Origin of the sequence: Sanguibacter sp. Z1732 (assembly GCF_051020515.1) — a bacterium.
Classification (GTDB): Bacteria; Actinomycetota; Actinomycetes; order Actinomycetales; family Beutenbergiaceae; genus CALKWS01.
The window spans coordinates 165,665-188,751 of sequence record NZ_CP194857.1 but is presented as its reverse complement, the minus strand read 5'-3'; the positions used below and the strand labels follow the sequence as shown (position 1 = coordinate 188,751).

The 23,087-nt window shown below is 70.3% G+C and carries 23 protein-coding genes and 2 pseudogenes; 11 read left to right on the top strand and 14 right to left on the bottom strand.

All coding sequences use genetic code 11. The features are described from left to right. Nucleotides 1-13 precede the first annotated feature (13 nt). The 6 genes from ACRRRO_RS01225 to ACRRRO_RS01200 form a co-directional block, all read right to left on the bottom strand. The gene (locus ACRRRO_RS01225) at nt 14-688 is read right to left on the bottom strand and encodes a GntR family transcriptional regulator (protein WP_424797542.1); all 675 of its coding nucleotides are present in this window, start codon (nt 686-688) and stop codon (nt 14-16) included. Beyond that, entirely contained in the window at nt 688-1,515 is an 828-nt protein-coding gene (locus ACRRRO_RS01220) for a maleate cis-trans isomerase family protein (protein WP_424797541.1), read from the bottom strand. Before ACRRRO_RS01220 ends, ACRRRO_RS01225 begins: the two co-directional genes overlap by 1 nt. A 329-nt stretch (nt 1,516-1,844) precedes the next feature. Then, nucleotides 1,845-3,035, bottom strand: a complete 1,191-nt coding sequence (locus ACRRRO_RS01215) for a M20 family metallopeptidase (RefSeq protein ID WP_434080931.1) — start codon at nt 3,033-3,035, stop codon at nt 1,845-1,847. Next, on the bottom strand, nt 3,035-4,252 hold the full coding sequence (locus ACRRRO_RS01210) for a PLP-dependent aminotransferase family protein (RefSeq protein ID WP_424797539.1): 1,218 nt from the start codon (nt 4,250-4,252) through the stop codon (nt 3,035-3,037). The genes ACRRRO_RS01215 and ACRRRO_RS01210 overlap by 1 nt, the downstream gene beginning before the upstream one ends. Before the next feature lie 27 nt (nt 4,253-4,279). Next, nucleotides 4,280-5,518 carry a M24 family metallopeptidase gene (locus tag ACRRRO_RS01205; protein WP_424797538.1) on the bottom strand — a complete coding sequence of 413 codons (1,239 nt, stop codon included), beginning with the start codon at nt 5,516-5,518 and terminating at the stop codon, nt 4,280-4,282. After that, nucleotides 5,511-6,359 (bottom strand): maleate cis-trans isomerase family protein, encoded by an 849-nt coding sequence (locus ACRRRO_RS01200; protein WP_434080930.1) that lies wholly within the window; start codon nt 6,357-6,359, stop codon nt 5,511-5,513. The genes ACRRRO_RS01205 and ACRRRO_RS01200 overlap by 8 nt, the downstream gene beginning before the upstream one ends. Nucleotides 6,360-6,412: 53 nt before the next feature. Here ACRRRO_RS01200 and ACRRRO_RS01195 point away from each other — a divergent pair, with 53 nt between their 5' ends. The 5 genes and pseudogenes from ACRRRO_RS01195 (at nt 6,413) to ACRRRO_RS01175 (ending at nt 11,344) form a co-directional block, all read left to right on the top strand. After that, a complete protein-coding gene (locus ACRRRO_RS01195) occupies nt 6,413-7,384 on the top strand; it encodes a D-2-hydroxyacid dehydrogenase (RefSeq protein ID WP_424797536.1) in 972 nt (323 codons plus the stop codon). Nucleotides 7,385-7,437: 53 nt separating this feature from the next. Beyond that, nucleotides 7,438-7,677, top strand: a pseudogene (locus tag ACRRRO_RS01190) (amidase); the annotation flags it as partial. Nucleotides 7,678-7,768: 91 nt separating this feature from the next. Continuing rightward, the gene (locus tag ACRRRO_RS01185) at nt 7,769-8,860 is read left to right on the top strand and encodes an amidase (protein ID WP_434080929.1); all 1,092 of its coding nucleotides are present in this window, start codon (nt 7,769-7,771) and stop codon (nt 8,858-8,860) included. Continuing rightward, nucleotides 8,857-9,360, top strand: coding sequence for a DUF3830 family protein (locus tag ACRRRO_RS01180; RefSeq protein WP_424797534.1), 504 nt, complete (start codon nt 8,857-8,859; stop codon nt 9,358-9,360). Before ACRRRO_RS01185 ends, ACRRRO_RS01180 begins: the two co-directional genes overlap by 4 nt. A gap of 97 nt (nt 9,361-9,457) precedes the next feature. Continuing rightward, entirely contained in the window at nt 9,458-11,344 is a 1,887-nt protein-coding gene (locus tag ACRRRO_RS01175) for a BCCT family transporter (protein ID WP_424797533.1), read from the top strand. A 154-nt stretch (nt 11,345-11,498) separates the two neighbouring features. Here ACRRRO_RS01175 and gdhA read toward each other — a convergent pair whose 3' ends face one another. The 3 genes from gdhA to ACRRRO_RS01160 all read right to left on the bottom strand — a co-directional run bounded on the left by gdhA (nt 11,499) and on the right by ACRRRO_RS01160 (nt 14,224). Then, the gene (gene gdhA, locus ACRRRO_RS01170; RefSeq protein WP_424797532.1) at nt 11,499-12,854 is read right to left on the bottom strand and encodes an NADP-specific glutamate dehydrogenase; all 1,356 of its coding nucleotides are present in this window, start codon (nt 12,852-12,854) and stop codon (nt 11,499-11,501) included. Nucleotides 12,855-12,948: 94 nt separating this feature from the next. After that, nucleotides 12,949-13,836 carry a M48 family metalloprotease gene (locus ACRRRO_RS01165; RefSeq protein ID WP_424797531.1) on the bottom strand — a complete coding sequence of 296 codons (888 nt, stop codon included), beginning with the start codon at nt 13,834-13,836 and terminating at the stop codon, nt 12,949-12,951. Between the two features lie 34 nt (nt 13,837-13,870). Further along, nucleotides 13,871-14,224 carry a BlaI/MecI/CopY family transcriptional regulator gene (locus ACRRRO_RS01160; RefSeq protein ID WP_434080928.1) on the bottom strand — a complete coding sequence of 118 codons (354 nt, stop codon included), beginning with the start codon at nt 14,222-14,224 and terminating at the stop codon, nt 13,871-13,873. 203 nt (nt 14,225-14,427) lie between these two features. On the opposite strand from ACRRRO_RS01160, the gene ACRRRO_RS01155 reads away from it, so the two are divergent. The 5 genes and pseudogenes from ACRRRO_RS01155 (at nt 14,428) to ACRRRO_RS01135 (ending at nt 16,856) form a co-directional block, all read left to right on the top strand. Further along, complete coding sequence (locus ACRRRO_RS01155) at nt 14,428-14,829, top strand: hypothetical protein (protein WP_424797530.1); 402 nt, start codon at nt 14,428-14,430, stop codon at nt 14,827-14,829. Further along, nucleotides 14,829-15,281, top strand: a complete 453-nt coding sequence (locus ACRRRO_RS01150) for a hypothetical protein (protein WP_434080927.1) — start codon at nt 14,829-14,831, stop codon at nt 15,279-15,281. The genes ACRRRO_RS01155 and ACRRRO_RS01150 overlap by 1 nt, the downstream gene beginning before the upstream one ends. Next, complete coding sequence (locus tag ACRRRO_RS01145) at nt 15,206-15,889, top strand: hypothetical protein (protein WP_434080926.1); 684 nt, start codon at nt 15,206-15,208, stop codon at nt 15,887-15,889. Before ACRRRO_RS01150 ends, ACRRRO_RS01145 begins: the two co-directional genes overlap by 76 nt. A 161-nt stretch (nt 15,890-16,050) precedes the next feature. Then, nucleotides 16,051-16,173, top strand: a pseudogene (locus tag ACRRRO_RS01140) (metal ABC transporter solute-binding protein, Zn/Mn family); the annotation flags it as partial. An 86-nt stretch (nt 16,174-16,259) separates the two neighbouring features. Further along, a complete protein-coding gene (locus ACRRRO_RS01135) occupies nt 16,260-16,856 on the top strand; it encodes a metal ABC transporter solute-binding protein, Zn/Mn family (protein ID WP_434081621.1) in 597 nt (198 codons plus the stop codon). A 12-nt stretch (nt 16,857-16,868) separates the two neighbouring features. Here the strand turns inward: ACRRRO_RS01135 and ACRRRO_RS01130 are convergent, their stop codons facing one another. Next, entirely contained in the window at nt 16,869-17,501 is a 633-nt protein-coding gene (locus tag ACRRRO_RS01130; RefSeq protein ID WP_424791638.1) for a TM7S3/TM198-like domain-containing protein, read from the bottom strand. A gap of 131 nt (nt 17,502-17,632) precedes the next feature. Here ACRRRO_RS01130 and ACRRRO_RS01125 point away from each other — a divergent pair, with 131 nt between their 5' ends. Beyond that, nucleotides 17,633-18,247: a TetR/AcrR family transcriptional regulator gene (locus ACRRRO_RS01125; protein WP_424797527.1), complete on the top strand. Its 615-nt coding sequence runs from the start codon at nt 17,633-17,635 to the stop codon at nt 18,245-18,247. Nucleotides 18,248-18,281: 34 nt separating this feature from the next. On the opposite strand, the gene ACRRRO_RS01120 is transcribed toward ACRRRO_RS01125, so the two are convergent. The 4 genes from ACRRRO_RS01120 to ACRRRO_RS01105 form a co-directional block, all read right to left on the bottom strand. Beyond that, the gene (locus tag ACRRRO_RS01120) at nt 18,282-19,454 is read right to left on the bottom strand and encodes an acyl-CoA dehydrogenase family protein (RefSeq protein WP_424797526.1); all 1,173 of its coding nucleotides are present in this window, start codon (nt 19,452-19,454) and stop codon (nt 18,282-18,284) included. Between the two features lie 107 nt (nt 19,455-19,561). Continuing rightward, a complete protein-coding gene (locus ACRRRO_RS01115; protein ID WP_434080925.1) occupies nt 19,562-21,235 on the bottom strand; it encodes an ATP-binding cassette domain-containing protein in 1,674 nt (557 codons plus the stop codon). Next, entirely contained in the window at nt 21,232-22,089 is an 858-nt protein-coding gene (locus ACRRRO_RS01110; protein ID WP_424797524.1) for an ABC transporter permease, read from the bottom strand. The genes ACRRRO_RS01115 and ACRRRO_RS01110 overlap by 4 nt, the downstream gene beginning before the upstream one ends. After that, on the bottom strand, nt 22,086-23,084 hold the full coding sequence (locus tag ACRRRO_RS01105; protein ID WP_424797523.1) for an ABC transporter permease: 999 nt from the start codon (nt 23,082-23,084) through the stop codon (nt 22,086-22,088). The genes ACRRRO_RS01110 and ACRRRO_RS01105 overlap by 4 nt, the downstream gene beginning before the upstream one ends. Between the last annotated feature and the right edge of the window lie 3 nt (nt 23,085-23,087).

The window sequence follows — 23,087 nt, the reverse complement described above, 5'->3', positions numbered from 1 at the left end:
GTTGCCCGGGTGGTCAGTCCTGCTGGGCGATGAGGCGCTCGAGTGCGTCCGCCATGTGCGCCACGATGAGGTCATCGGTGTGCTCGGCACCCCCGGGCACGAAGGATTCCGCGATCGAGCGGTGCTCCTCGACCCTGGTCTGCGGGTCGGCGTAGGTCGGCTCCAGGGCACGGATGCACATGCGGGTCTCGGTGAGCACGGTCTCGTGCGCACGCTGCAGCCGCGGGCTTCGGGCGCCGGCCACCATCGCCTCGTGGAAGCGCACGTCGGCCTCGGAGACGGCGACGACGTCCCCACTGCCGGCGGCGCGGTTCATCTGTTCCACCGCCACCAGGAGTTCGGCGCGCACCGGGTCCGGATCCAACCGGTGCACGTGTGCCGCGGCGGTGCGTTCGATCCCCTCCCGGGCCAGGTACATGTCCCGGATGTTCTCCGGGGACAACTCGATCAGGAAGAGCCCGCGGTTGCGATGGGACACCAGCAGTCCCTCCTGGGTCAGGCGCTGCAGCCCCTCGCGGAGCGGGCCACGGCTGACTCCGAGCTGGGCCGCCAGCGCCGACTCGTGCAACTGGCTGCCCGGCGGGATACGGCCCTGCGCGATCGCCTCGCGCACCTGGGAGGCGATCAGGCTGGGCGTGGACTCCTGCACCACCGGATCCAGTGGACGTATGCCCTCGATCGTGGCCATCAGGATGCCCCCTCCGTACCGCCGGAGGCATCTGCGCCGGTATGGGTGCCGGCGCCGGCGCCGGTGCCGGTGCCGGTGGTGGTGGTGCCGGTGGTGGCGGGGGTGGTGGTGGTGGCACGGCCGAACAAGGCGCCGAAGCCCTCCAATTGTGGGCGCAGGCCGAGTAGGCCGAGACCGTCGAAGACGGTCACCTGGTTCGCGGTCAGGACCGGTGTTCCGGCCACGTGCTCCAGGTCCGGCAACCAGCCCAGTGAGTGCATCGCGGTGTCCGGAACCAGGATCGCCTCGGCGCCGGAACGGCCGGCACCGGCAACGATCGCGCAGACGTCGTCGCGACCGAGGGTGCTCACCTGGGCAGCGGTATGGATGTCGTGGCTGGACATCCCGACGACCTCGATCCCACCGGCCCGGAGGAAGTCGGTGAAGTGCTCCGCCACGTCCCGGGGGTAGGAGGCCGCGACCGCCACCCGCTGCAGGGAGAGGGCCCGGCAGGCGCGCACGAAGGCCAGCGACGTCGAGGAGGATGGTCGGCCGGTGCGCTCGGCGATCTCGGCGGCCTGGTCGTGGGCGCCCTCCCAACCGAACACGAAACTCCCCGATGTGCAGGCCCACATCAGCGCATCGACGCGATCCCGGATCCGGGCGGCGCCCTCCAGGAGGCGTTCGCTCGAGCCCAGGTCGAGCAGGGCATCGACCTCATGGGCGTCGACGCCCACCGAGGTCTCCTCCACCAGCAACTGAACCCCATGGGCAGCCAAGGGCTCGGTCAAGTGGGTGTAATCATCGGCGGCGCTGTCGCCGGGGTACAGCAATCCGATCGTGGGCACCGGAACCTCCACGCGTGTCGATTGTCGACAATCCTACCGTTCCTCGGTCCCTGGGCTACCACCCGCCTCGCCCCAACCGTCCAATTGGGCGCTCGCGGCGGTGGGTGCGGGACCGGTCCCGCCGGAACTGTCCAATTGGGCGCTCGCGGCGGTGCGTCGGGGGGTGGGTGCGCTGGAACTGTCCAATTGGGTGGTTGGGGCGGTGCGTTGGGTGGTGGGTGCGCTGGAACTGTCCAATTGGGTGGTTGGGGCGGTGGGGATCGCGCGGCGGCGGAGCCGGGGAGCCAACGAGCGAGCGGCGAAGTGGCGCGGGGGTGGGGGAGGGGCGGTTAGGTGAGCAGGTTCAGGGCCATCAGCGCATAGGCCCCGGCGGCGGTGGTCAGGTCCTCCAGCGCCACGGACTCGTTCGGCCGATGCGCCTGCTCGGTGACCGAGCCGGGCCCGAGCACCACCACCGGTATACCGGCATCGCGTGCCAGGAACCCGCCATCGCACGCCGCCGTCCAGCCACCCACCGGCAGGTCCGGCCCACCTGCGGCGGGTACCGCGGCGGTGGCGGCCCGCACCAGCGCGCTCGCCGGGTCGGTCTCGAATCCGGGCATGTTCATCGGCATCAGCACATCCACTGCCAGCCCGCGCCGGTCCAGACCCAGGCCCGCGATCCGCTCGCGCACCTCGGCGAGCACCTGCTCGGGGTCCTCACCGGGCAGTAGTAGGCGCCGGTCGGCGCTGATCCGGCAGTGGTCGGGCACCATCGACCCGCCCACACCGCCGGTGACCACGCCCACGTTCCAGGTGGCCGCCCCCGCCAACGGGTGCGCGTCGGCAGCCAGTTCGGCGTGCCAGGCCTCCAGGTCGGCGACGATCGCAGCCGCCCCGTAGATCGCGTTGCGTCCGTCGGCTGGGTTTCCGGCGTGGGCCGCCCGGCCGTGCACGTCGATCTCGATATAACTGGCGCCACGGGCGGCCACGATGGTCTGCAGATCGGTGGGCTCGGCCACCACGCACCCGGCGTGGGTCAGGTGCGCCGGGTCGGTGATGAAGTCCCGGATCCCGATCCCGAGCTCCTCCTCATCGACCACCGCGGCCAGTTCCACCGGCCCGCGCAGGCGCACACCGGATCGGGCCAGGGCGCCCATCGCCACCAGGGCCGCGGCCAGCCCGCCGAGCATGTCCGCCGCTCCGCGCCCGTACAGACGCCCATCACGGACCACCGGTTGATACGGGTCGGTGCGCCATCCGGTGCCGGCCGGGACCACGTCGGTGTGCCCGAGCAGCAACAGTCCGGGTTCGGCACCGGCGTCGGGGGTGATGATCCGCACGTTCGGCCGCTGGGGTGCCACCACCGTACTGCTGGCATCCAGGCCCAGGTCGCGGGCGTGTTCGGACAGGACCCGAGCGGTCACCTCCTCGGTGCCCATCTCGCCCTGCCCGGCGGCGGTGATCAACTCCGCTGCCAGGTCGGCCACCGCCTCCGGTGCGATCCCCTCCAGAACCGCCGCTGCGTCGTCGTCGGCCATCAGGACCGGCCCTGCAGGCGCCGCACCGCAGCGGCCAGGCGGGCCACGCCCTCGCGGGTGCGGTCGGGGTTGGTGGAGGCGAAGCACAGCCGCAGCGCGTTCGGGAACCGTTTGGAGGGGGAGAAGGCGTTGCCGGGGATGTAGGCAACCCCCTCCGCCAGGGCGATCTCGAACAGGGCCTCGGTGTCCACCGACTCATCGAAGGTCACCCAGAGGAAGAAGCCGCCGTCGGGGTCGGTCCACCGGGCGCTGTCGCCGAAGTGCTCCTGCAGTGCCTCCTGCATCGCCTGCTTTCGGCGCCGGTACTCCGCTCGTTGGGTCTGCAGGTGCTCCTCCAGTCCGCCGCTGGTGAGGAACCCGGCGAGCAGACGTTGCGCAGGCAGGTTGGTGCAGGTGTCCATCGCCTGCTTGGCGTTGATGATCAACTGCTGCAGTGAGGGGGCGGCGTCCACCCAGCCCACACGCAGCCCAGGGGCGACCATCTTGGAGAACGTGCGCACCGAGAACACCAGCGGATCACCGTCGGCCAGTTCGTGCAGGGTGGGTACGGCGGCACCGGAGAAGCGCAGCAGTCCGTAGGGGTCGTCGTCGATGATCATCGAACCCCAGGAGCGTGCCAGTTCCAGCAGTTCGTGGCGCCGCTGCAAGGTCATCGTGGTGCCCGAGGGGTTCTGGAACGTGGGCACGGTGTAGATCGCCTTCGGGGTGCGCCCGGTGGCCTCGACCAGCTCCGCCATCCGGGAGACGATCAGGCCCTCGGTGTCGACCGGTGCCTCCAGCAGTTCAGCCTGGTAGGACAGCGCGGTCGCGGAACCGTTGGTGTAGGTCGGCGATTCCACCACCACCAGGTCACCGGGGTCGACGAAGATCTTGCAGGCCAGGTCCAGACCCTGCATCCCTCCCGCGGTGATGGTCAGCCGGTCGCTGGTCGTGGCATCGGAGGTGCCCTCCAGCATCGCCAGCAGCGCCTCACGCAGCGCCGGGTCGCCCTCGGTGGCGGCGTAGTCGAACGCGTCGGCCCGCCCCGCCCCGATCGCCTCCACCCCGATCGCGGCCAGCGCCTCGGTCGGGATCGCCTCGGCAGCCGGGCTGCCCATCGCGAACCGGACCACGTCATGGGTCTGGGCGGCCAGCAGCGATGTGGAGGAGTCGATCACCGAACCCACCAGAGAATCGGCGCGTGCGGCCAGGGGCAGGGTGCGGTTCGCGGTGTTCATGCCTGTGCTACTCCTTCGTGACGACATTCATGTCTTGACTGTCAGCCCTTGCGGGAAGTCGGTCAATTGCTCGACTCCGTCGGCGGTGACCATCACCGACTCGCTCATCTCATACCCCCACCCCTCCATCCACATCCCCATGATGATGTGGAAGCACATCCCGGGGGCCAGCACGGTCTGTTCCTCGGCACGCAGGCTGATGGTCCGCTCGCCCCAGTCCGGGGGGTAGCCCACTCCGATGGAGTACCCGATCCGTGATTCCTTGTAGAACCCGCGCCGTGCGATGGAGTCGGCGAACGCGGCGTGCACCTCCCGGCCGGTGGCCCCCGGGCCCATCACATCCAGGGCGGCGTGCAGGCCCTCGGTGACGGCATCGGCGCAGCGCGCGAGCTCGGCGTGGGGCCTGCCCAGCGCCACGGTGCGGGCCAGCGGGGCGTGGTACCGGCGGTGCACCCCGGCGATCTCGATCGTGGTCGGCTCACCGCGCACCAGCGGGGCGTCCGACCACGTCAGGTGCGGCGTCCCGGCCGACTGTCCGGTGGGCAGCATCGGCACGATCGCGGGGTAATCCCCGCCCAGGTGGTGGGAGCCGAGGGCCTGGGCGTGCTGGATCTCGGCCACCACGTCGCACTGGCGCCGGCCCACCTCGATGGCGTCCATGGCCACCTGCATCACCGTGCTGGCGATCTGACCCGCCACGCGCATCTTCTCCTGCTCGGCCGGCGACTTCACGGCCCGCACCCAGTTGACCAGTTCGACGCTGTCGACGATGGCGGCGTGCGCCAGGCGGGAGTGCAGGGCGAAGAAGCCTCGGGGGGAGAAGTAGTGGGCATCCATCTCCACCGCGATCACGGCACCGGGAACGTCCTCGAACAGACCGAGTTCGCGGGCCTGCTCGGTGATCCAGTCCATCGGGTGGATGTCGGCCCGCTGCACGTAGTGCTCGGGGTAGCCGTGGATGTGGGTGCGTTCCAGGTAGGCCGTCCAGTGTGCCCCCTGGGCGTCCATGGCCCGGGCGAACAGGTGCGGGCTGCCCTCGGCGGGCACCACCAGACACTGGGGGGTGTAGAAGGACCAGGCGTTGTATCCGGTGAGGTAGTACAGGTTCGCCGGGTCGGCCACCATCAGGGCGTTCAGCCCGCGGGATGACATCGCGTGCTGGACGCGCTCCAGCCGGTTGATGTATTCGCTGACGGCGAAGGGACGGGCGTCGAACGGCTCTGGGGTGTGGGGCAGGGTGTAGCCGGGAACTTCCAGGTCAGTCATTCCTCACCTCCGCTCGGATCGGCGCCGACACAGCCGGGGTAGCGGGCCATGACGGCACAGCCGGGGTGGTGGGCTGATGTGTCAGCAGGTGTTGGCCCGGTCCGACCGCGCTCAGCCCGATGGTGCGCAGCGCGGCCCAGATGGTGGCCTGGTTGGCGGTGATCACCGGGATGCCCAGTTCGGCCTCCAACGGGGCGATCAGCGGGCGGGTCGGCAGGTTCGTGCACGAGACGACCACGGCCTGCGGTGGCCGGCCGAGGGTGGGCGATGCGCGGGCGGCGCGGCGGATCAGATCGGCGGTGCGTTGGTACGGCACGGTCCAGATCCTCCCGCTCAGGCCCAGGCTGTGCAGCCCGCTGACGGCGATGCCGGCCTGGTGCAGGAAGGCCGCAAGGCGGGCGGCGATCGGCTCATCGTACGGTGTGGCCACCGCCACCACCTGGGCATCGAGCACCGCCAGCGCCTGCAGCAGCGCCCCGGAGGTGGTGACCGCGTGGTCGAAACCGCCGCCCCGCAGCGCCGAGACGATTCCTGCCTCCCCGGCCAGTCCGCCGACGAAACTGCCCGAGGTGCAGGCGTAGGCCATCACCTCGGGATTGATCGTGTGCAGGTCCTGCGCGCAGCGCGCGATCACCTCCGGGGCCCCGATCAGTTCGGCCTGGGTCAGGTTCACCTGCACCCGCTGGTAGGGGGTGCGCGTCAGGTGCAGGCTGCTGACCTGCGGCGGAATCCACTCCCACAACTCGCGGTCGAGGGCGAAGTCGTAGGGCGCGATCACCCCCACGCCGCGCTGATCCAGCGGCGTCAGGGCCGCCACCGGTTGATCCTGCACCAGTTCCATAGTCGTACCCTAGATTGTTGACAATCAGACAGGAAGGCTTATAACGTCCCGGTGTGTCTGGTTCCGTCCCGGCGATCGCCGTGCTGCTCGATTCCGAAGGCTCGCGCCCGCCGGGTTTGAAGGCTCTGGAGGGGCGCGCGCAGGTGCGCTACGCGGACGCGGACTCCCTCGGTGAGGCGGTTCAGGGAGCTCAGGCGCTGTTCCTGTGGGACTTCTTCTCCACCGCGGTGCGCGACGTGTGGGACCGGTGCGGTGACCTGGACTGGATCCACGTGGCCGCAGCCGGCGTCGATACCCTGCTGTTCGACGAACTGCGCGAGTCCGACGTGATGGTCACCAATGCTCGGGGGGTGTTCGACCAGCCGATCGCCGAGTTCGTCCTGGCCAGCGTGCTGGCTCACGCCAAACTCCTGCACGAGAGTGCGCAGTTCCAGGCCGAGCGCACCTGGGTGCACCGCGAGACGACCCGGGTGGCGGGCAAGAACGCGTTGGTGGTGGGGACCGGGGCGATCGGCCGCGCCTGCGCCCGGTTGCTCGGTGCAGTCGGCATGACCGTGCACGGGGCGGGCCGCAGCGCCAGGGCCGGTGACGCCGACTTCGCCGGAATCCACGCCAGCGCGGACCTGCCCGCCTATGTGGGCTGGGCCGACTACGTGATCAATGCCGCCCCCCTGACCCGCGCCACGACCGGGCTGTTCGACGCACCGGTCTTCGCCGCCATGCGCCCCGGCGCCCACTTCATCAACATCGGGCGCGGAGCGAGCGTGGTGGAGGACGATCTGCTGACCGCGGTGCGTCAGGGGCCCCTGGACGGGGCCAGCCTGGATGTGTTCGGCACCGAACCGCTCCCGGCCGAGCACCCGCTCTGGGACGCACCGGGGGTGCGGATCTCGGCGCACATGTCCGGGGACGTGGTGGGCTGGCGCGATGAACTCGCCGCCCAGTTCCTCGACAACGCCGAGCGCTGGTTGGCCGGTCAGGACCCGGTCAACGTGGTGGACAAGTCCGCCGGATTCGTCCGGTAGCCGGGGTCCGGGCAGGGCCGCAGAAGCGTAGACGAGGGCGAAGGAGCCGGTGGATGAGTAGCGAGTTGGCGATGGCGGACGCCGCCACGCTCGTGGCCGGCTACCGCTCCGGGGACTTCACCCCGGTGCAGGCCACCGAGGCGGCACTGGCCCAGATCGAACGCCTCGACCCCCACGTGCACGCGATGGTGCTCACCGACGCCGAGGGTGCGCTGGCGGCCGCTACCGCCTCCGCCCAGCGGTGGGCCGCGGGGGAGCCCAGGGGGCCGGCCGACGGCGTCCCCACCACGATCAAGGACATCCTGCTGGTCCGGGGCTGGCCGACCCGGCGGGGTTCGGCGCTGTGCGCCCCACCTGCCCCCGGCGGATCAAGACTCGCCGGCCGTGCAGCGGCTGCGCGAGGGTGGGGCGGTGTTCCTGGGCAAGAACACCACCCCGGAGTTCGGGTGGAAGGGGGTGACCCATTCCCCCTCCTACGTCCCGACCACCAACCCCTGGAACCCCGGGTTGACCGCCGGTGGCTCCTCCGGCGGTGCCGCGGCCGCGGTGGGCCTGGGGATGGGCGCGTGGTCGATCGGCACCGATGCCGGCGGATCTGTGCGCATCCCCGCCTCCTTCACCGGGACGGTGGCCCTCAAACCCACCTACGGCCGCATCCCGGCCTACCCAGCCAGTCCCTACGGCACCCTGGCCCACCCAGGCCCGATGACGCGCACCGTGGCCGATGCGGCCGTCCTGCTCGACCTGGTATCAGCCCCGGACCACCGGGACTGGTTCTCCCTGGAGGCTCCGTCGTCGTCCTTCACCGTCGGACTGCACGACGGCGTAGCGAACCTGCGTATCGCCTTCTCACCTGATCTGGGGTACGGCGAGAACGACCCGCAGGTGGAGGCGGCGGTGCGCGCGGCGGTGGAGGTCTTCGCTGCGGCGGGAGCGAACGTGGAGGAGGTAGCGCCGATCTTTCACGACCCGGTCTCCGCCTTCCATACGCTGTGGTTCCCCGGGGCGGCCAAAGTGGTCGAGACGTTCTGGACCGGCGAGGGTGACTGGGAGCGGGTGGACCCCGAATTGCGCGCGGGCATCTCCCAGTTCGGGCAGGTGGACGCCTCGGCCTACCTCGATGCCACCGCGGTGCGGATGGATCTGGGCCGCAGGATGGGAGCCTTCCACACCACCTATGACCTGCTGCTCACCCCCACGATGCCGATCGCTGCCTTCGAGGCGGGTCTGGAGGTGCCCCGCGGTTGGGGCCGGCGGTGGTGGACCTCCTGGACCCCCTACACCTACCCGTTCAACATGACCGGTCAGCCGGCGCTGAGCCTGCCGTGCGGGTTCACCGGCGACGGTCGCCCGATCGGGTTGCAGATCGTCGGGCCGCGCCACGCCGACGGGTTGGTCCTGCGCGCGGGACAGGCCTTCACGGACCACACTGACTGGCACACCCGCCGGCCACCGATGGCCATGGAGGAACGATGAACCAGCACCTGCGCATCACCCTGACATCCCGGGGGGTCAGCGCCCGGGCCCGGTTGCTCACCGAGGCCGCACCCCGCACGTGCGCGGCGGTCTTGCAGGCGCTGCCGGCCGGTGGGCAGGTGTACCACGGCAAGTACGCCCGCAACGAGATCTACACCTTGATCCCGCATCCGGGATCGGAGCCCGGGGCGGAGAACACCACCATCACCCCGATACCCGGGGACCTGTGCTGGTTCACCTTCACCGGAGACGACCTGGGCAATCCTGCCTACGGCTATGAAGGCGCCGAGCAGCACCGCGAGACGGGGTCCATCGTGGACTTGGCGGTGTTCTACGGGCGGAACAATCTGCTGATCAACGGTGATCAGGGGTGGGTTCCGGGCAATGTGTTCGGCACGATCGTGTCCGGTCTGGAGGAGTTTGCGGCCGCCTGTCAGGACGTCTGGATGGGCGGAGCCCGGGGAGAAACGCTAACGTTCTCACGCGAAGAGACAGGCTGAGCCGCACCGCCATAGGGCACCGAGGCCGGGCGGAGAAGGGGGATCCGAGGCACCTACTGAATTGATCACCGTAGATCCAAGGAGAAAGTGGGACTCCGTGAACAAGTTTGCTGAACTGCTCGGTCTGCGCACCAGTCCGAGAATCTTCTTCGGCGCCGCCGCGATCGTGATCCTGTTCGTTGTCGGCACCTTGGTCTTTACCGATGCGGTCGGACGCGGCACCGAGGCCGCCTCGACGTGGTTGATGGACAACATGGGCTGGTTCTACGTCCTGGGCGTCACCAGCTTCCTGGTCTTCCTCATCTACATCGCGATGAGCAGGTTCGGGCGGATCAAGTTGGGGCCCGACGACGAACCCGCCGAGCACTCCGGGCGATCCTGGTTCGCGATGCTGTTTGCCGCCGGGATCGGCACCATCCTGATGTTCTGGGGTGTGGCCGAACCGGTGTCCCACTTCGGCGATCCGCCCCGCCAGGGTGTCGAGCCCGGGAGTGTGCAGGCCGCCGAGGAAGCGCTCGCGTTCACCTTCTACCACTTCACGTACCACACCTGGGCGATCTTCGCGCTGCCCGGTCTGGCGTTCTGCTACTTCCTGTACAAGCGCAACCTGCCCCCGCGGGTGTCCTCGATCCTGCAGCCGATCCTGGGGGAGCGGATCCACGGCCGCATCGGCCAGGCGGTCGACGTGCTGGCCATCGTCGGCACCGTCTTCGGTCTGGCCGTCTCGGTGGGTCTGGGCACCCTGCAGATCAACGGTGGTCTGAACCAGCTGTTCGGAATTCCGGAGTCGGATCTGACGCTGATCATCGTGATCGTGGTGGTCTCACTCATCGCGTTGGTCTCGCTGGCCGCCGGGCTGGAGAAGGGCATCAAGCGCCTCTCCAACATCAACATCGTCGCCGCCATCGGGCTGATGCTCTTCGTGTTCGTCACCGGTGCCACGGTGTTCATGACCAAGGGCACGATCGAGGCGTTCGGGAGTTATCTCGCGATGCTGCCGGAGCTGGCGCTGTGGAACGACACCTTCGGCGACACCGGATGGCAGTCCAGTTGGACGGTGTTCTACTGGGCCTGGACGATCACCTGGGCCCCGTTCGTGGGCCTGTTCATCGCCCGGATCTCCCGGGGCCGCACGGTGCGGGAATTCGTCCTCGGGGTGCTGGCGATACCGGCGACCTTCAGCGTGATCTGGTTCGGCATCTTCGGCAGCGGTTCCATCGACATCGAGATGAACGGCGATGGCGGTCTGGTAGACCGGGTCGTGGGCGATGGCGACATCCCCGGTGCGCTGTTCGCGTTCCTGGAGAATTTCCCCTTCGCGATGGTGACCTCGGCGATCTCGATCGTCCTGGTGGTCATCTTCTTCACCACCTCGGTGGACTCCGCGGCGCTGATCACCGACACGATGGCCAATGGTCACGAGGAGGACGCACCGTTGCGCCAGCGTGTCTTCTGGGGAATCTCGATCGCCATGATCGCGGTCATCCTGCTCACCGTCACCGCCGGCGGGGCCGGACTGGAGGCATTGGAAACCACCACGATCGTGGTCGGCTTCCCGTTCTTCATCCTCGCGTTGTTCCAGATGTACAGCGTCTATCGAGCGATGCGTGAGGACGCCGGGGAGTTGCCGCCGATGCGTACCCGTAGTTGGCGCCAGGTTCTCCCGCCGGAGGAGCACGAGCGGCGCAGGGAGGCCGGGGAACTCGAGGGTGAGGTGATCGAACCCCAGGCCCTCACGTCCGTACCGCGCATGCGCGAACCCTATGAGCCCCTGCGCCCGGTCGCAGCAGGGCCGCTGGCGCGCCGAACCGGCTCGGCCCCGTTGGCTTCCAGTCTGGGCCCGGCGGCTCGTGAACTGGCTGCTGAGCAGGCGCGCCGTGCCGGTGCCACCGCTCCGGATGGGGCGGCCGGTGCCACCGGTACGAACCGTTCCGGAGGTGGCGGCATGGCACCTGACGCCGATCCGGAAGCCCGGGGCCGATAGGGGGGCACCGGCGGTAGGTCGTCCGAACCGCTCGCGCCTTCCCGACGTCGGCGAGAGCGACGCGGGTGGTCATGCTCGAGTGTTCTGCCACTCGTCATCGGCTACCGGCGTCGCTCTCGGGCGGGCCGGGTCGGCGCCCGCGGGACGGGGCGGGTCAGATGACCCCGAGGGAGAGCATCGCGTCGGCCAGCGGGATGAATCCGGCCACGTTTGCCCCGGCAACGTAATCGCCCGGGGTGCCGTACTCCTCGGCGGTGGCCAAGCAGCGGTCGTGGATGCCGCGCATGATGTCCTCCAGCCGGGCCTCGGTATGCTCGAAGGACCAGGAGTCCCGTGAGGCGTTCTGCTGCATCTCCAGCGCACTGGTGGCCACGCCACCGGCATTGGCTGCCTTGCCGGGCCCGAACTTCACCCCGGCATCTCGCAGCGCGCGCACCGCTTCGGGGGTGCAGGGCATGTTCGCGCCCTCGGCGACGATCTGCACGCCTGCCTTGATCAGGGCGGCGGCGTCCTGGCCGTTCAGTTCGTTCTGCGTCGCGCTGGGCAGGGCGATCTGGCAGGGCACCTCCCAGACCGAGCGGCCCGGGACGAAGCGGGCTCGACCGCCCTTGGCCTCGACGTAGTCGGAGACCCGCCCGCGACGGACGTCCTTGATCTCGCGGAGCAACTCGAAGTTGATGCCGTCCTCGTCCACCACGTAGCCGGAGGAGTCCGAGCAGGCCACGACGGTGCCACCGAGCTGATGCACCTTCTCGATCGCGTACAGTGCCACATTGCCGGAGCCGGAGACGACCACCTTCTTGCCCTCGAAGGTCTCCCCGCCGGCGCGCAGCATCTCGTTGACGAAGAAGACGGTGCCGTATCCGGTCGCCTCGGTGCGGACCTGCGACCCACCCCAGGTCATGCCCTTACCGGTGAGCGTGCCGGACTCGTACCGGTTCGTGATGCGCTTGTACTGGCCGAACAGGTAGCCCAGTTCGCGCTTACCGACCCCGGCGTCACCTGCGGGCACATCGGTGTACTCACCGATGTGGCGATAGAGCTCGGTCATGAAGGACTGACAGAACCGCATCACCTCGGCGTCGGAGCGGCCCTTCGGGTCGAAGTTGGACCCGCCTTTGCCACCACCGATCGGCAACCCCGTCAGCGAGTTCTTGAAGATCTGCTCGAAACCCAGGAACTTCACGATCCCCACGTTCACGCTGGGGTGGAACCGCAGGCCGCCCTTGTAGGGGCCCAGCGCGGAACTGAACTCAACCCGGTAGCCGCGGTCGATCTGCACGGTGCCTGAGTCGTCCACCCAGGGAACCCGGAAGATGATCTGCCGCTCCGGCTCACACATGCGGCGCAGCACCGCGGTGGTGCCGTTGGCGTACTCGGGATGCTTGCTCACCACGGGACCCAGGCTGCCCAGCACCTCACGGACCGCTTGGTGAAACTCGGTCTCACCGGGGTTGCGTGCGAGCACCTCGGCGTAGATGTCCTGCAACTTCTCGTCCAGTCCGGGCATGGCGACAACTCCTCTTCGTCAGGGCGCGCTACGTTCAGGCGGCGACGTCCGCAGAGGATGTTACAGGTATCGCAATGTGGCGGTCGCGGCTGTGTCAAAAACTGGACAATGCTCGGCCCGCCTGCAGCAACCACGGCCCAGCCAGCACGGCGGTGGGTATCACCAGCACGGCCACGGCCGCCAGGTAGGCGAGCGCGGCCGTCCCGCGGCGCCTGAACCGGCTGGGCTCGGGCTCGGCAAGGCGTTGCAACCGCGCCTGTATCCGGGGGTCATCGGTGGTATCGGCCAGGGTCTCCAGGGCACCGCGCAGTTGCGCCCGGGGCGCGCGGGCCAGCGCGGCATCGTCGGCGAGCAACTCCAGCAGATGGTCGACGGCGTGGCGGGCCACCTCCGAGCGCACCACCGTGGGGAACGCCACATGCAAGGCGGTGAAGGCTTCCCGGACCAGGTCGTGCCGTGCGCGCAAGTGGGCGCGTTCGTGCTCGATCACCGCCTCCACCTCGCCCGGGCCGAGCAGATCGATGGCGGCATCGGTCAGCACGACCCTCGCGTCCTGCCCGGGGACGCAGTACGCCATCGGGACGCCGCCGGCCAGCACGTGTACCCGGCGCGGGTCCGGGGTGGCCAGCAGATCCAGCAGTTCGCGGTGCCGGGCCCGGCGACGACGGGTGTCCAGCCCCAGCCGCAGCGAGGTGAGGCCCAATCGCACCACGATGACGCCTGCCCCGGCGCCCGCCACCGCGAGGGCGACGAACAGCGCCGGGCGGCCGAGCGTGCCGCCGGCGTTCTGATAGGAGCGCCAGGCCTCCTCCGGGATCGCCAGCACCGCCCCTACGGCGGCGAGTACCGCGGCCAGGGCCACCGCCTGCCACAGCGTCACCCCGGCCCGGGGCGCCTGCTGCAACCATCGGGCGCGAACCAGGATCGGTGGGAGCACCCAGGACAGCACGAGCGCCAGCACCAGCAGGGCGATACCGGTCACGAAGGGGTCCTGGACGGCGGAGCGGCGCCCGCCCTCAGTGCTGGGTGTCCAGAGCCGCGCGGATCGCCTCGGCTTCGCGTGGGCTGACCCGCCCGACGAACTGCTGCAGGGCGGCGACCCGCTGGGACGGCTCGGTTGTGCCCCCGAGGGCGTCCAGCATCAGGTCTGCGGTCAACTGCTCCCGGGTGCGGCTGGGGGAGTAGCGGAAAGCCCGGCCCTGGCGCTCCTGGGTGAGGAGGCCCTTCTTGGCGAGCCGATCCAGCACGGTCATCACCGTGGTGTAGGCGAGTGGCCGGTCCGGGGTCAGGGCCTCGTGTACCTCGCGCACGGTGCAGGGGCCGTCGGCGGCCCACAACTGCGTCATGATCGCGCTCTCCAACTCACCCATCGCCATCGTCGTCCCAGGGTACTACGCGGCGCACGTACGACGCCATCTAGTACGACGCTACGCAGTAGTGGGATCCGTCGAATTGCTCGGTCAATTCCTTTTGATAATGAGAACGGGTCCCATTATGTTTAGCGATGTACTTCATCTCCGAGCGGAAGGAACGAGCGCCCCGCGCTCATCACGGCATGAGAAATGAGAACCCCATGGACGAACGAGTCCGGGAACCCCGCAAGAGCCCGCTGCGCGTCGGGAGCGCTCACGCCCCGGTCCTGGCCGCACGCGCCTCCACCGATGACGGGGGCGCCCGTACCCGCCCCGGGGTGGTGACCGCGCTCGGGTTGGCCCTACCCCTGGTACTGCTTGCGGCCTGTGGTCAGAGTGACCCTGATCCAGGCCACGCCGCGACCGATCGGCCAGTCGATACGGACACCGAGGAAGCGACGGAACAGGAGGTTGCCGAGGTGGCTGCGCGTACTCCGCGGCTGGCGATCACCTACGACGGCGGGGTGCAGGTGCTGGACGCCGCCACCCTGGAGGTGGTCTCCGACATCGACCTCGCCGGTTCAACAGGCTCGCCGACGCCGGTGACGGACGGCACGCACTAGTGTCCACCAGCGGCGGCTTCCAGGTGTTGGACCTGGGTACCTGGGCCGAGCCGCACGGCGACCACGCCCACTACTACACCTCCGATGCGGTCCTGACCGAGACCATCTTCCCCGCTCAGGCACCCGGGCACGTGGTGGTCAACGAGGGCCGGACCACCCTCTTCGACGACGCCGGTGGTCAGGTGACCGTCTTCGATTCCGGCGACCTGCGGGACGAAAGCCGTGACGTGCGGGGCTACACCGCCGAGGATCCGCACCACGGGCTCGCACTGGAACTGAGTGATGGCACCCTGGTGGTCTCCCACGGCGACACCGAGGCCCGGACCGGCATCCGTGTGCTGGATGCGGCCGACGCCGAGATAGCCGCCTCCGACGAGTGCCCGGGCCTGCACGGCTCGGCGGTCAGCGCGCCGCCGAGACCGTCGTGGTCGGATGCGCCGACGGCGCCCTGATCTATGCCGACGGCCGGATCGCCAAAGCGACCAGCCCGGATGAGGACGGCTCGATCGGGACGTTGTCCGGTGCGCCGAATTCCGCGGTAGTGCTCGGTAACTACAGCGAACCCACCCAGGTCTCGTTGATCGACACCGCCTCCGACCAGGTGCACCTGGTGGGCCTTCCTGCGGCGTACTCCGGGACCTCGCTGGCCCGCGGCGATGACGGCGAGGCGCTGGTGCTCGGCACCGACGGTCAGATCCACGTGATCGACCCCGAGACGCGTGAGGTGGTGGCCGCCATCCCGGTGATCGAGGAGTGGAGCGTGCCCGAGGACTGGCAGGAGCCGCGCCCGGGCTTGACCGCACTCGACGGCTCGGTCTTCGTCACCGACCCGGGCACGGCCACGATTCACGCCGTGGACATCCCCACCGCCGAGGTGTGGAACACCGCAGAGTTGAACGTGACGCCGAACGACCTGATTGGCGTCACTGGCGATCTGGTGGCCGAGGTGTCCGAGGACGATCACGCCCACGATGAGGACGACCCCGCCCACGACCACGACCACGACCACGATCACGATGAGGACGATCACGATCACGACGATGAGGACCATGACCATTGAGTCCGGTGGCCGCCGTCAAGGGCACGCGGCCGGCGTCTGCGGCCCGGGCGCGCCGCCCCGGCGCCCGGGCGCGGTCCCGCTCCGGCTGCGGGCTCGCCGTCGTTTCGGCAACGGGTCTGCTGGCCCTGGCAGGCTGCACCCCGCCGGATGAACCGGAGGGCATGCACGTCGTGGCCGGATTCTCCCCGTTGGAGTTCCTCGGCGCCGAGATAGGGGGGCCGGAGGTTACCGTGACGTCGCTGACTGCCGATGGGGCCGACCCGCACAGCCTGGAGTTGTCACCGGTGCAGGTCGGCGAGATGGAGTCGGCTGACCTGGTGATCTACCTCTCCGGGCTGCAGCCGGCGACGGAGGCGGTGAGGCGGTGGACATGGTCGATCCCGCGCATGTTGTCGACGTCGAAGCCGTCGCCCGAGCGCAATTACCCGCCGACGCCGGACCGCCAGACGTTGATCCGGACGACCCACACTTCTGGTTGGACCCGCTTCGCTTCGCCGCGGCGGGCCATGAAGTGGCCACCGAACTCGCCGCCCTGGACCCGGAGGGTGCCGCAGGCTATCGGGCCCGGGCGCAGGCCCTGGAGGCAGACCTGATGGACCTGGACGGGGAGTTCGGCGCCGTGCTGGCCGGGTGCACCGGAGCGACGCTGGTCACCTCTCACGAAGCGTTCGGGTACTTGGCCGATCGCTATGGCCTGGAGCAGGTCGGCATCGCCGGCGTGGATCCCGAGGTGGAGCCCTCCCCGGCCCGGATGCGCGAGGTCGCCGGCGTGATCGCGGACACCGACGTGCTGACCATCTTCTTCGAGGCGAGGGCCAGCCCCCGGGTGGTGGAGGTACTCGCGGAGGAGATGGGTGTGCAGGTCGATGTGCTGGACCCGATGGAGCGCGGTACCGGCGCGGACTACGTCGAGGTGATGCGGGCGAATCTGGAGGCACTGGAGCGCGGCCTGAACTGCCCTGGGTGAGGCGGCGCCGGCTCAGGCCCCGCCGGCCGGTGCCGAGCGCTGCCACTGGGCGCGCCCACCGCGCCGGACGCGGCTGCGGCCCTGAACCACGATGCCGGCGACGGCGACCACGATGTAGAGCACCGTCCACCACCAGCGGTCCGGCCAGGCGATCTCCGCCAGCTCCGGTCCCGGGGGCGCCTCGCCGATCAGGATCAGCACCGAGGCCAGGATGAGTGCGGCGCCGGCCAGCGCCGTCAGCACGATCAGCAGTATCGCGGGCAGGCGCAGGGCCAGCGCCACCAGCGCCAGCACCAGGCCGGCGATCAGGCCCACCACCATGGCCACCACCTCGGAGGCACCCAGGGAGTTCGCCAGCGCGGTCCCGAGTGCGAACCCGAGCGAGCCCAGCCAGATCAGCACGGCCAGCACGTAGAACCAGTACGCCGCCAGCGCCAGCAGAACCGCCGCCGCGATCGCCGCGATCCACCCCCAGGCGTCCCCGAGTAGCGGCTGGTCGGTGAGGCCGGCGGCCAGGGATGCCCCGAGGCTGAATCCGACGAACGCCCCCCACAGCGCCAGCAGGATTCGAGCCAGGGAGCCACCGCGGAAGCACAGCAGCGCCCCGAGGGCGAGACCGAGCAGGCCGATCAACAGGTTCGTCATGTCCCCATCGTCGCAGGGATCGCCCGATGACGCTCGGGGCGTCGATCACCGGCATGCGGCGGCGGGTAGGTACATCGTGCCGGGTGAACCGGTCGCGCCGCCGCGGGCCGGCGGCGGTCTAGCATGAGGGGATGGTGCTGATGAGCGAGGGTGTGCGGGAGCGGCCGGTGGCCTCCCCGCGTCGTCAGCAGATCCTGGACGCCGCGGCCGACCTGTTCGCCCGGCACGGATTCCACGGGGTGTCCATCAACGACATCGGCCGCCAGGTGGGTACCTCCGGCCCGGCCCTCTACCGGCACTTCGCGAGCAAGGAAGCAGTCCTCGCCGAACTGCTGATCGGGATCAGCGAGCGCATCCTGAGCGTCGCCCGGGAGCGACTTTCGGACGTCGAGCCGGGGCGGCAGGCGCTCGCGGTGCTGGTGGACTGGCACGTGCAGATCGCTCTGGACCACCCGGCCCTGATCACGATCCAGGATCGTGACCTGGACAGCCTGGCCGAGGAGGAGCAGCGCAACGTGCGCCGGCTGCAGCGGGCCTATGTCGAGATCTGGGCCGGCACGATCCTGGACGCCGCCCCCGGGGTCGGGGAGGCGACCGCCCGGTCAGCCGCACACGCCGTTCTCGGCCTGATCAACTCCACCCCGCACAGCGCCCGCCTCGGGCGCGCGGCCACCGGCGCCCTGCTGCAGCGGATGGCGTTGGAGGCGTTGAGCCCGCAGTCGCTGGCCGGACCCGGACAGCCCTGAGTGCCCTGATCCCGCGGGCGGCGACGGGGCGTGCTCAGCGGGGCAGTCCGAGTTCGCGGGCGATCACCATCCGCTGGACCTCCGAGGTGCCTTCCCCGATCTCCAGGATCTTGGCGTCCCGGTAGTACCGGGCCGCGGGGAACTCCTCCATGAAGCCGTTCCCGCCCAGTACCTGCGTGGCGGTACGGGCCGCATCAACGGCTGCCTCGGTGGAGTAGACCTTGGCGATCGCGGCTGCCCGGGTGAGATCCCTGGCGGGCCGGCGTCCGGCGTCGCACTCGTCCTTGAGCCAGGCCGCGCGATAAGTCAGCGCGCGGGCCGCCTCGACCGAGACGGCGAGGTCGGCCAACGGGAACGCCACCCCCTGGTTCGCCCCGATCGGGCGTCCGAAGGCCTCCCGGGTGCGGGCGTAGTCGGTGCCCAGGTCCAAGCACGCCCGGGCCAGACCCACCGCGAGCGCGGAGATTGCGACCCGACCGTGGTCGAGCAGGTGCAGGAACTGGCGCAGCCCGGCGCCGCGCTCGCCGACGATGTTCCCGGCCGGGATCCGACAGTTGTGGAATGTGAGCCCGTGGGTGTCCGAGGCGTGCCAACCCAGCTTGTCGTAGGGGGGGTCCACGGTCAGTCCGGGTGTGCCGGCGGGTACCAGCAGCGTGCTGATCTCCGGGCTCCCGTCCGGCATCTCACCGGTACGCGCGGTGATCGTCACCAGGGAGGTGATCGGGGTACCGGAGTTGGTGATGAAACTCTTGGAGCCGTTGATCACCCAGTCATCGCCCTCCAGCCGGGCTCGGGTGCGAGTGGCGCCGGCGTCGGAACCTGCCCCGGGTTCGGTGAGCCCGAAGGCGGCAAGGGCGCGCCCGGCCACCAGGTCCGGCACCCACTGCTGCTTCTGCTCATCGCTGCCGAACCTCAGCAGCGGGCTGATCCCCAGCCCCACCGCTGCCGAGAGGGTGATGCCGATGGACTGGTCCACCCGTCCGATCTCCTCGATCGCCACGCACATGGAGAGGAAGTCGCCCGCGGCGCCGCCGAACTCCTCCGGTGCGGTCAGCCCGAACAGGCCGAGCTCGCCCATCTTCGGGATCAGGTCGACGGGGAAGTGGCGCTCGCGGTCCCATTGCGCGCTGTGCGGAGCGATCTCGGACTCGGCGAAGTCGCGCACCACCCCGCGGAACATCTCGTGGTCCTCGGAAAGTTCGAACATGGTCCCTCTCGGCATTGAGTGTGCCTGCGTCCCAGCGAGTCCCCGGGAACTGGTCGCTTCCGTCCCGGGGCAACGACACGCGTTAGCGATCGATAACAGAGCCGATGTTAGCGCTCGCTAACCTGCGCTGTCCAGAGGGGCCGACGCCGAGGATCTGCTGCTAGTCCCAGTTCGGTGCCGCAGCCAGGAGTTGGCGTGTGAAGTCCTGCTCGGGCCGGGCGTAGACCTGCTCCAAGGGGCCACTTTCGATCACCTTGCCGGCGCGCATCACCAGGACGGTCTCGCACACACCCGCGCACGACGGCCAGGTCATGGGAGATGAAGACCAGCGCCACCCCCTCGGTGGCCTGCACGGTGGTGAGCAGGTCCAGGATCTGTGCCTGAACGGTCACGTCCAGGGCCGAGACGGGCTCATCACATACCAGGACCTTCGGACGGCCGGCCAGGGCCCGGGCGATCGCCAGGCGTTGGCGCTGTCCACCGGACAGTGCGCGCGGGTAGCGGTTCAGCGCCTCCTCGGGCAGGCCCACCCGGGCCAGCAGTTCCGCCGGCGTCCGGCTCGAGCGGGCCCGGTCCAGCGTCCGGCGCAGGATCTGCCCGGCGCGGTGGCGCGGGTCCATGCTGCCCAGCGGATCCTGCGGGATGTACTGGATCTGCCGGCGGCGCGATCGACGGTCTCGTTCGGGAACCCCGCTCCATGCCTCACCGGCGAGGTCCACCTCGCCCTCGTCCGGTTCCTCGGCGGCCAGCAGGAGCCGGGCCAGGGTGGTCTTGCCCGATCCGGACTCACCCACCACTCCAATCGCCTCGCCTGGCCGGACCTGCAGGTCCACTCCGTCCACGGCGGCCAGCGAGCCACCGGACGGTAGACGGAACCGGCGCACCAGGCCGCGTGCGGCGAGCACCGGTGACCACGCCCCGGCCTCGCCGGAACCGGGGTGCTTCGGCCGGGCACCGCCGGCCCCGTCGGGCTGTGCACCTGTGGACGACGTCCCGGCCTTGGGGCCGCGGGGCACCGCCGCCATCAACTCCCTGGTGTAGGGCTGCTCGGGAGCGGTGAGCACCTGCATGGCCGTACCGGCCTCGACCAGCTGCCCCTGGGCCAGCACCACGATCCGGTCGGCCACGCGGGAGACCGCGCCCAGGTCGTGACTGACCAGTAGGATGCCCATCCCCTCATCGCGCAGCCGGGCCAGCAGGTCCAGGATCGTGGCCGCGACCGTGGCATCCAGGGCGGTGGTGGGCTCATCGGCCACCAGCAACTGCGGGCCACCGGCCAGGGCGGAGGCGATCAGCGCCCGCTGGCGCATCCCGCCGGAGAGTTCCGCGGGGCGCTGCTGGGCGCGCAGGTGCGGCTGGTCCAATCCGGCGTCGGTGAGGGCCTGCAGCACCCGCTCGCGGCGCTGCGCGCTGGGTACGCCGCGTACCGCAAGGGTCTCGGCGACCTCGGCACCCACGGTGCGCAGCGGATCCAATGACCCCAGCGCATCCTGGAGCACCATCGCCACCTGGGCGCCCCGGATCCGGCGCCAGTGCCGGGGGGTGAAGGACCGGGCATCCTGGCCGAGGACATCCAGGACACCGGCGCGGATCTGTGCCGGTACACCACCCTCACCGGCCAGACCCAGCGCAGTGCGGGCCAGCACCGACTTGCCCGCACCGGACTCGCCCACCACCGCCACGCACTCCCCGGCGGCCACACTGACCGAGACCTCCCGCAGCACCCGGCCCACGCCGTCGAAGGTCACCGACAGGTCCTGGATCCTCAGCAGCGGGCTCATCGCCGGCCCACCCGACCCACCGCCCGGCCCAGCACGGTCAGCGCGCCGGCGGTGACGGTGATGGCCAGGCCCGGGCAGACAGCGAGCCACCAGGCGCTGGTGATGTGCAACCGTCCGCCGTTGACCATCGCCCCCCACTCCGGGGATGGTGGCAGTGCGCCCAGCCCCAGGAAACTCAGTGCGGCCACCCAGACGATCGCCTGCCCGATACCCAGGGTGATCATCGCCAGCAGCGGCCACAGGGAGTTGGGCACAACATGGCGAAGCAGCACCTCGAACGGGCCGGCCCCCTCCAGGCGTGCCGCCTCGACGTACCCGGCCCGGGCCACCGTGCGGACCCGGGCGCGCAGAATCCGGGCGTATCCCGGTGCGGTAGCCAGGCCCACCGCGATCACCGAGGCCCGCACCCCCGGGCCCATCACCGCCACCAGCAGCAGTGCCAGCACCAGGGTGGGCAGCGCGAACAGTACCTCGATCACCCGGCGCAGGCCCGCATCCAGCCAGACCGGTCCCAGGCCGGAGGCGAACCCGATCACCACCCCCAGACCGACGCCGATCCCGGTGGCGGCGAGCCCGATGCCCACCGACTGCGAGGCGCCGTGCACCACCCGGGCGAACACGTCCCGCCCGGAGGTGTCGGTGCCGAACCAGTACCCCGCGCCGGGCGGGGACAGCGCATCCGCCGGGGCGATCGCGTTCGGGTCGACACCGGTGAGCACCTGCGGCCAGAAGGTGGCCAGGCCGACGACGGCCACCACCACCGCCGCGATCAGCCCGGGCAGGCCGAGCCGGGACAGGGCACCACGCCCCGGGAGCACGCGCGACCTCGGCCGGGACACACCGGACACGCTCATCCGCCCACCGCCGTATCCGTCTGCGGCGTGCGCGCACGCCGGGAGGCCGAGCCTGCTCGCAGCCGCGGGTCCAGAACCCACTCGGCCAGGTCGGCCAGGGTCATCACCACCACGTATCCCAGCGCCACCACCAGCACCGAGCCGATCACCAGCGGTACGTCCTGGCCGGTGGTCGCCTCCATCAGCAACCGGCCCAACCCGGGCCGCCCGAACAACGTCTCCACGACCACCGCCCCGGACAGCAGCGACCCGAAGGCCCACCCGGACAGTGCGATCGCCGGGAGGGCGGCGTGGCGCAGGGAGTGGCGGACCAGCACCCACTGCTCCGAGGCGCCCCGGGCGCGGGACGTGGTGGCGAACGGGGCGGTATGGGCCTCGGCCAGCCCGTCTCGCATCACCTGCCCCAGGAAACCCGCGACGGGAACGGCCAAGGTGATGGTGGGCAGTACCAGCGCACTGGGTGCCGAGGAGGTGCTGGTGGCCGGCAGCCAGCCCAACGAGACCGCGAAGAGGGCGATCAGGACCGCACCGAACCAGAAGTGCGGCAGCACCGAGGCCGCGATCTCCACCCCGCGCAGCACGCTGACCGCCAGCCGGCCCACCCGCCCTCGGGCGCTGACCGCCGCGGTAGCGATGAGCAGCGCCAGTACCCACGCCAGCGCCAGCGCGGCACCGGCCAGGATCAACGTGGCCGGCAGCTGCCCGCCGATCAGATCCGACACCGGCTGGCGCCGGGCGTAGGAGTCTCCGAGTTGGAAGGTGGCCACCCGCCACAACTGGAACAGGTACTGCACGAGCACGGGCTCATCCAGGCCGTACTCGGTCCGCACCGCGGCCACGGCCTCCGGGCCGGCCTGTGAACCGGGCCCACCCAGGATGGCCTCTGTGGGGTCGCCGCCGGCCCCGCGAAGCGCGAAGAAGACCACGGTCGCCACCACCCAGGCCACCAGCGCGGCCGCTCCCAGACGCCCGGCGATCCAGCGCAGCGCGAGCATCAC

What these genes read in the sequence shown, in the direction of transcription:
- ACRRRO_RS01225 (WP_424797542.1), bottom strand. Translation starts at nt 688, where the DNA reads ATGGCCACGATCGAGGGCATACGTCCACTGGATCCGGTGGTGCAGGAG.
- ACRRRO_RS01215 (WP_434080931.1), bottom strand. Translation starts at nt 3,035, where the DNA reads ATGGCCGACGACGACGCAGCGGCGGTTCTGGAGGGGATCGCACCGGAG.
- ACRRRO_RS01210 (WP_424797539.1), bottom strand. Translation starts at nt 4,252, where the DNA reads ATGAACACCGCGAACCGCACCCTGCCCCTGGCCGCACGCGCCGATTCT.
- ACRRRO_RS01205 (WP_424797538.1), bottom strand. Translation starts at nt 5,518, where the DNA reads ATGACTGACCTGGAAGTTCCCGGCTACACCCTGCCCCACACCCCAGAG.
- ACRRRO_RS01200 (WP_434080930.1), bottom strand. Translation starts at nt 6,359, where the DNA reads ATGGAACTGGTGCAGGATCAACCGGTGGCGGCCCTGACGCCGCTGGAT.
- ACRRRO_RS01180 (WP_424797534.1), top strand. Translation starts at nt 8,857, where the DNA reads ATGAACCAGCACCTGCGCATCACCCTGACATCCCGGGGGGTCAGCGCC.
- gdhA (WP_424797532.1), bottom strand. Translation starts at nt 12,854, where the DNA reads ATGCCCGGACTGGACGAGAAGTTGCAGGACATCTACGCCGAGGTGCTC.
- ACRRRO_RS01160 (WP_434080928.1), bottom strand. Translation starts at nt 14,224, where the DNA reads ATGGGTGAGTTGGAGAGCGCGATCATGACGCAGTTGTGGGCCGCCGAC.
- ACRRRO_RS01155 (WP_424797530.1), top strand. Translation starts at nt 14,428, where the DNA reads ATGGACGAACGAGTCCGGGAACCCCGCAAGAGCCCGCTGCGCGTCGGG.
- ACRRRO_RS01135 (WP_434081621.1), top strand. Translation starts at nt 16,260, where the DNA reads ATGGTCGATCCCGCGCATGTTGTCGACGTCGAAGCCGTCGCCCGAGCG.
- ACRRRO_RS01130 (WP_424791638.1), bottom strand. Translation starts at nt 17,501, where the DNA reads ATGACGAACCTGTTGATCGGCCTGCTCGGTCTCGCCCTCGGGGCGCTG.
- ACRRRO_RS01125 (WP_424797527.1), top strand. Translation starts at nt 17,633, where the DNA reads ATGGTGCTGATGAGCGAGGGTGTGCGGGAGCGGCCGGTGGCCTCCCCG.
- ACRRRO_RS01120 (WP_424797526.1), bottom strand. Translation starts at nt 19,454, where the DNA reads ATGTTCGAACTTTCCGAGGACCACGAGATGTTCCGCGGGGTGGTGCGC.
- ACRRRO_RS01115 (WP_434080925.1), bottom strand. Translation starts at nt 21,235, where the DNA reads ATGAGCCCGCTGCTGAGGATCCAGGACCTGTCGGTGACCTTCGACGGC.
- ACRRRO_RS01110 (WP_424797524.1), bottom strand. Translation starts at nt 22,089, where the DNA reads ATGAGCGTGTCCGGTGTGTCCCGGCCGAGGTCGCGCGTGCTCCCGGGG.
- ACRRRO_RS01105 (WP_424797523.1), bottom strand. Translation starts at nt 23,084, where the DNA reads ATGCTCGCGCTGCGCTGGATCGCCGGGCGTCTGGGAGCGGCCGCGCTG.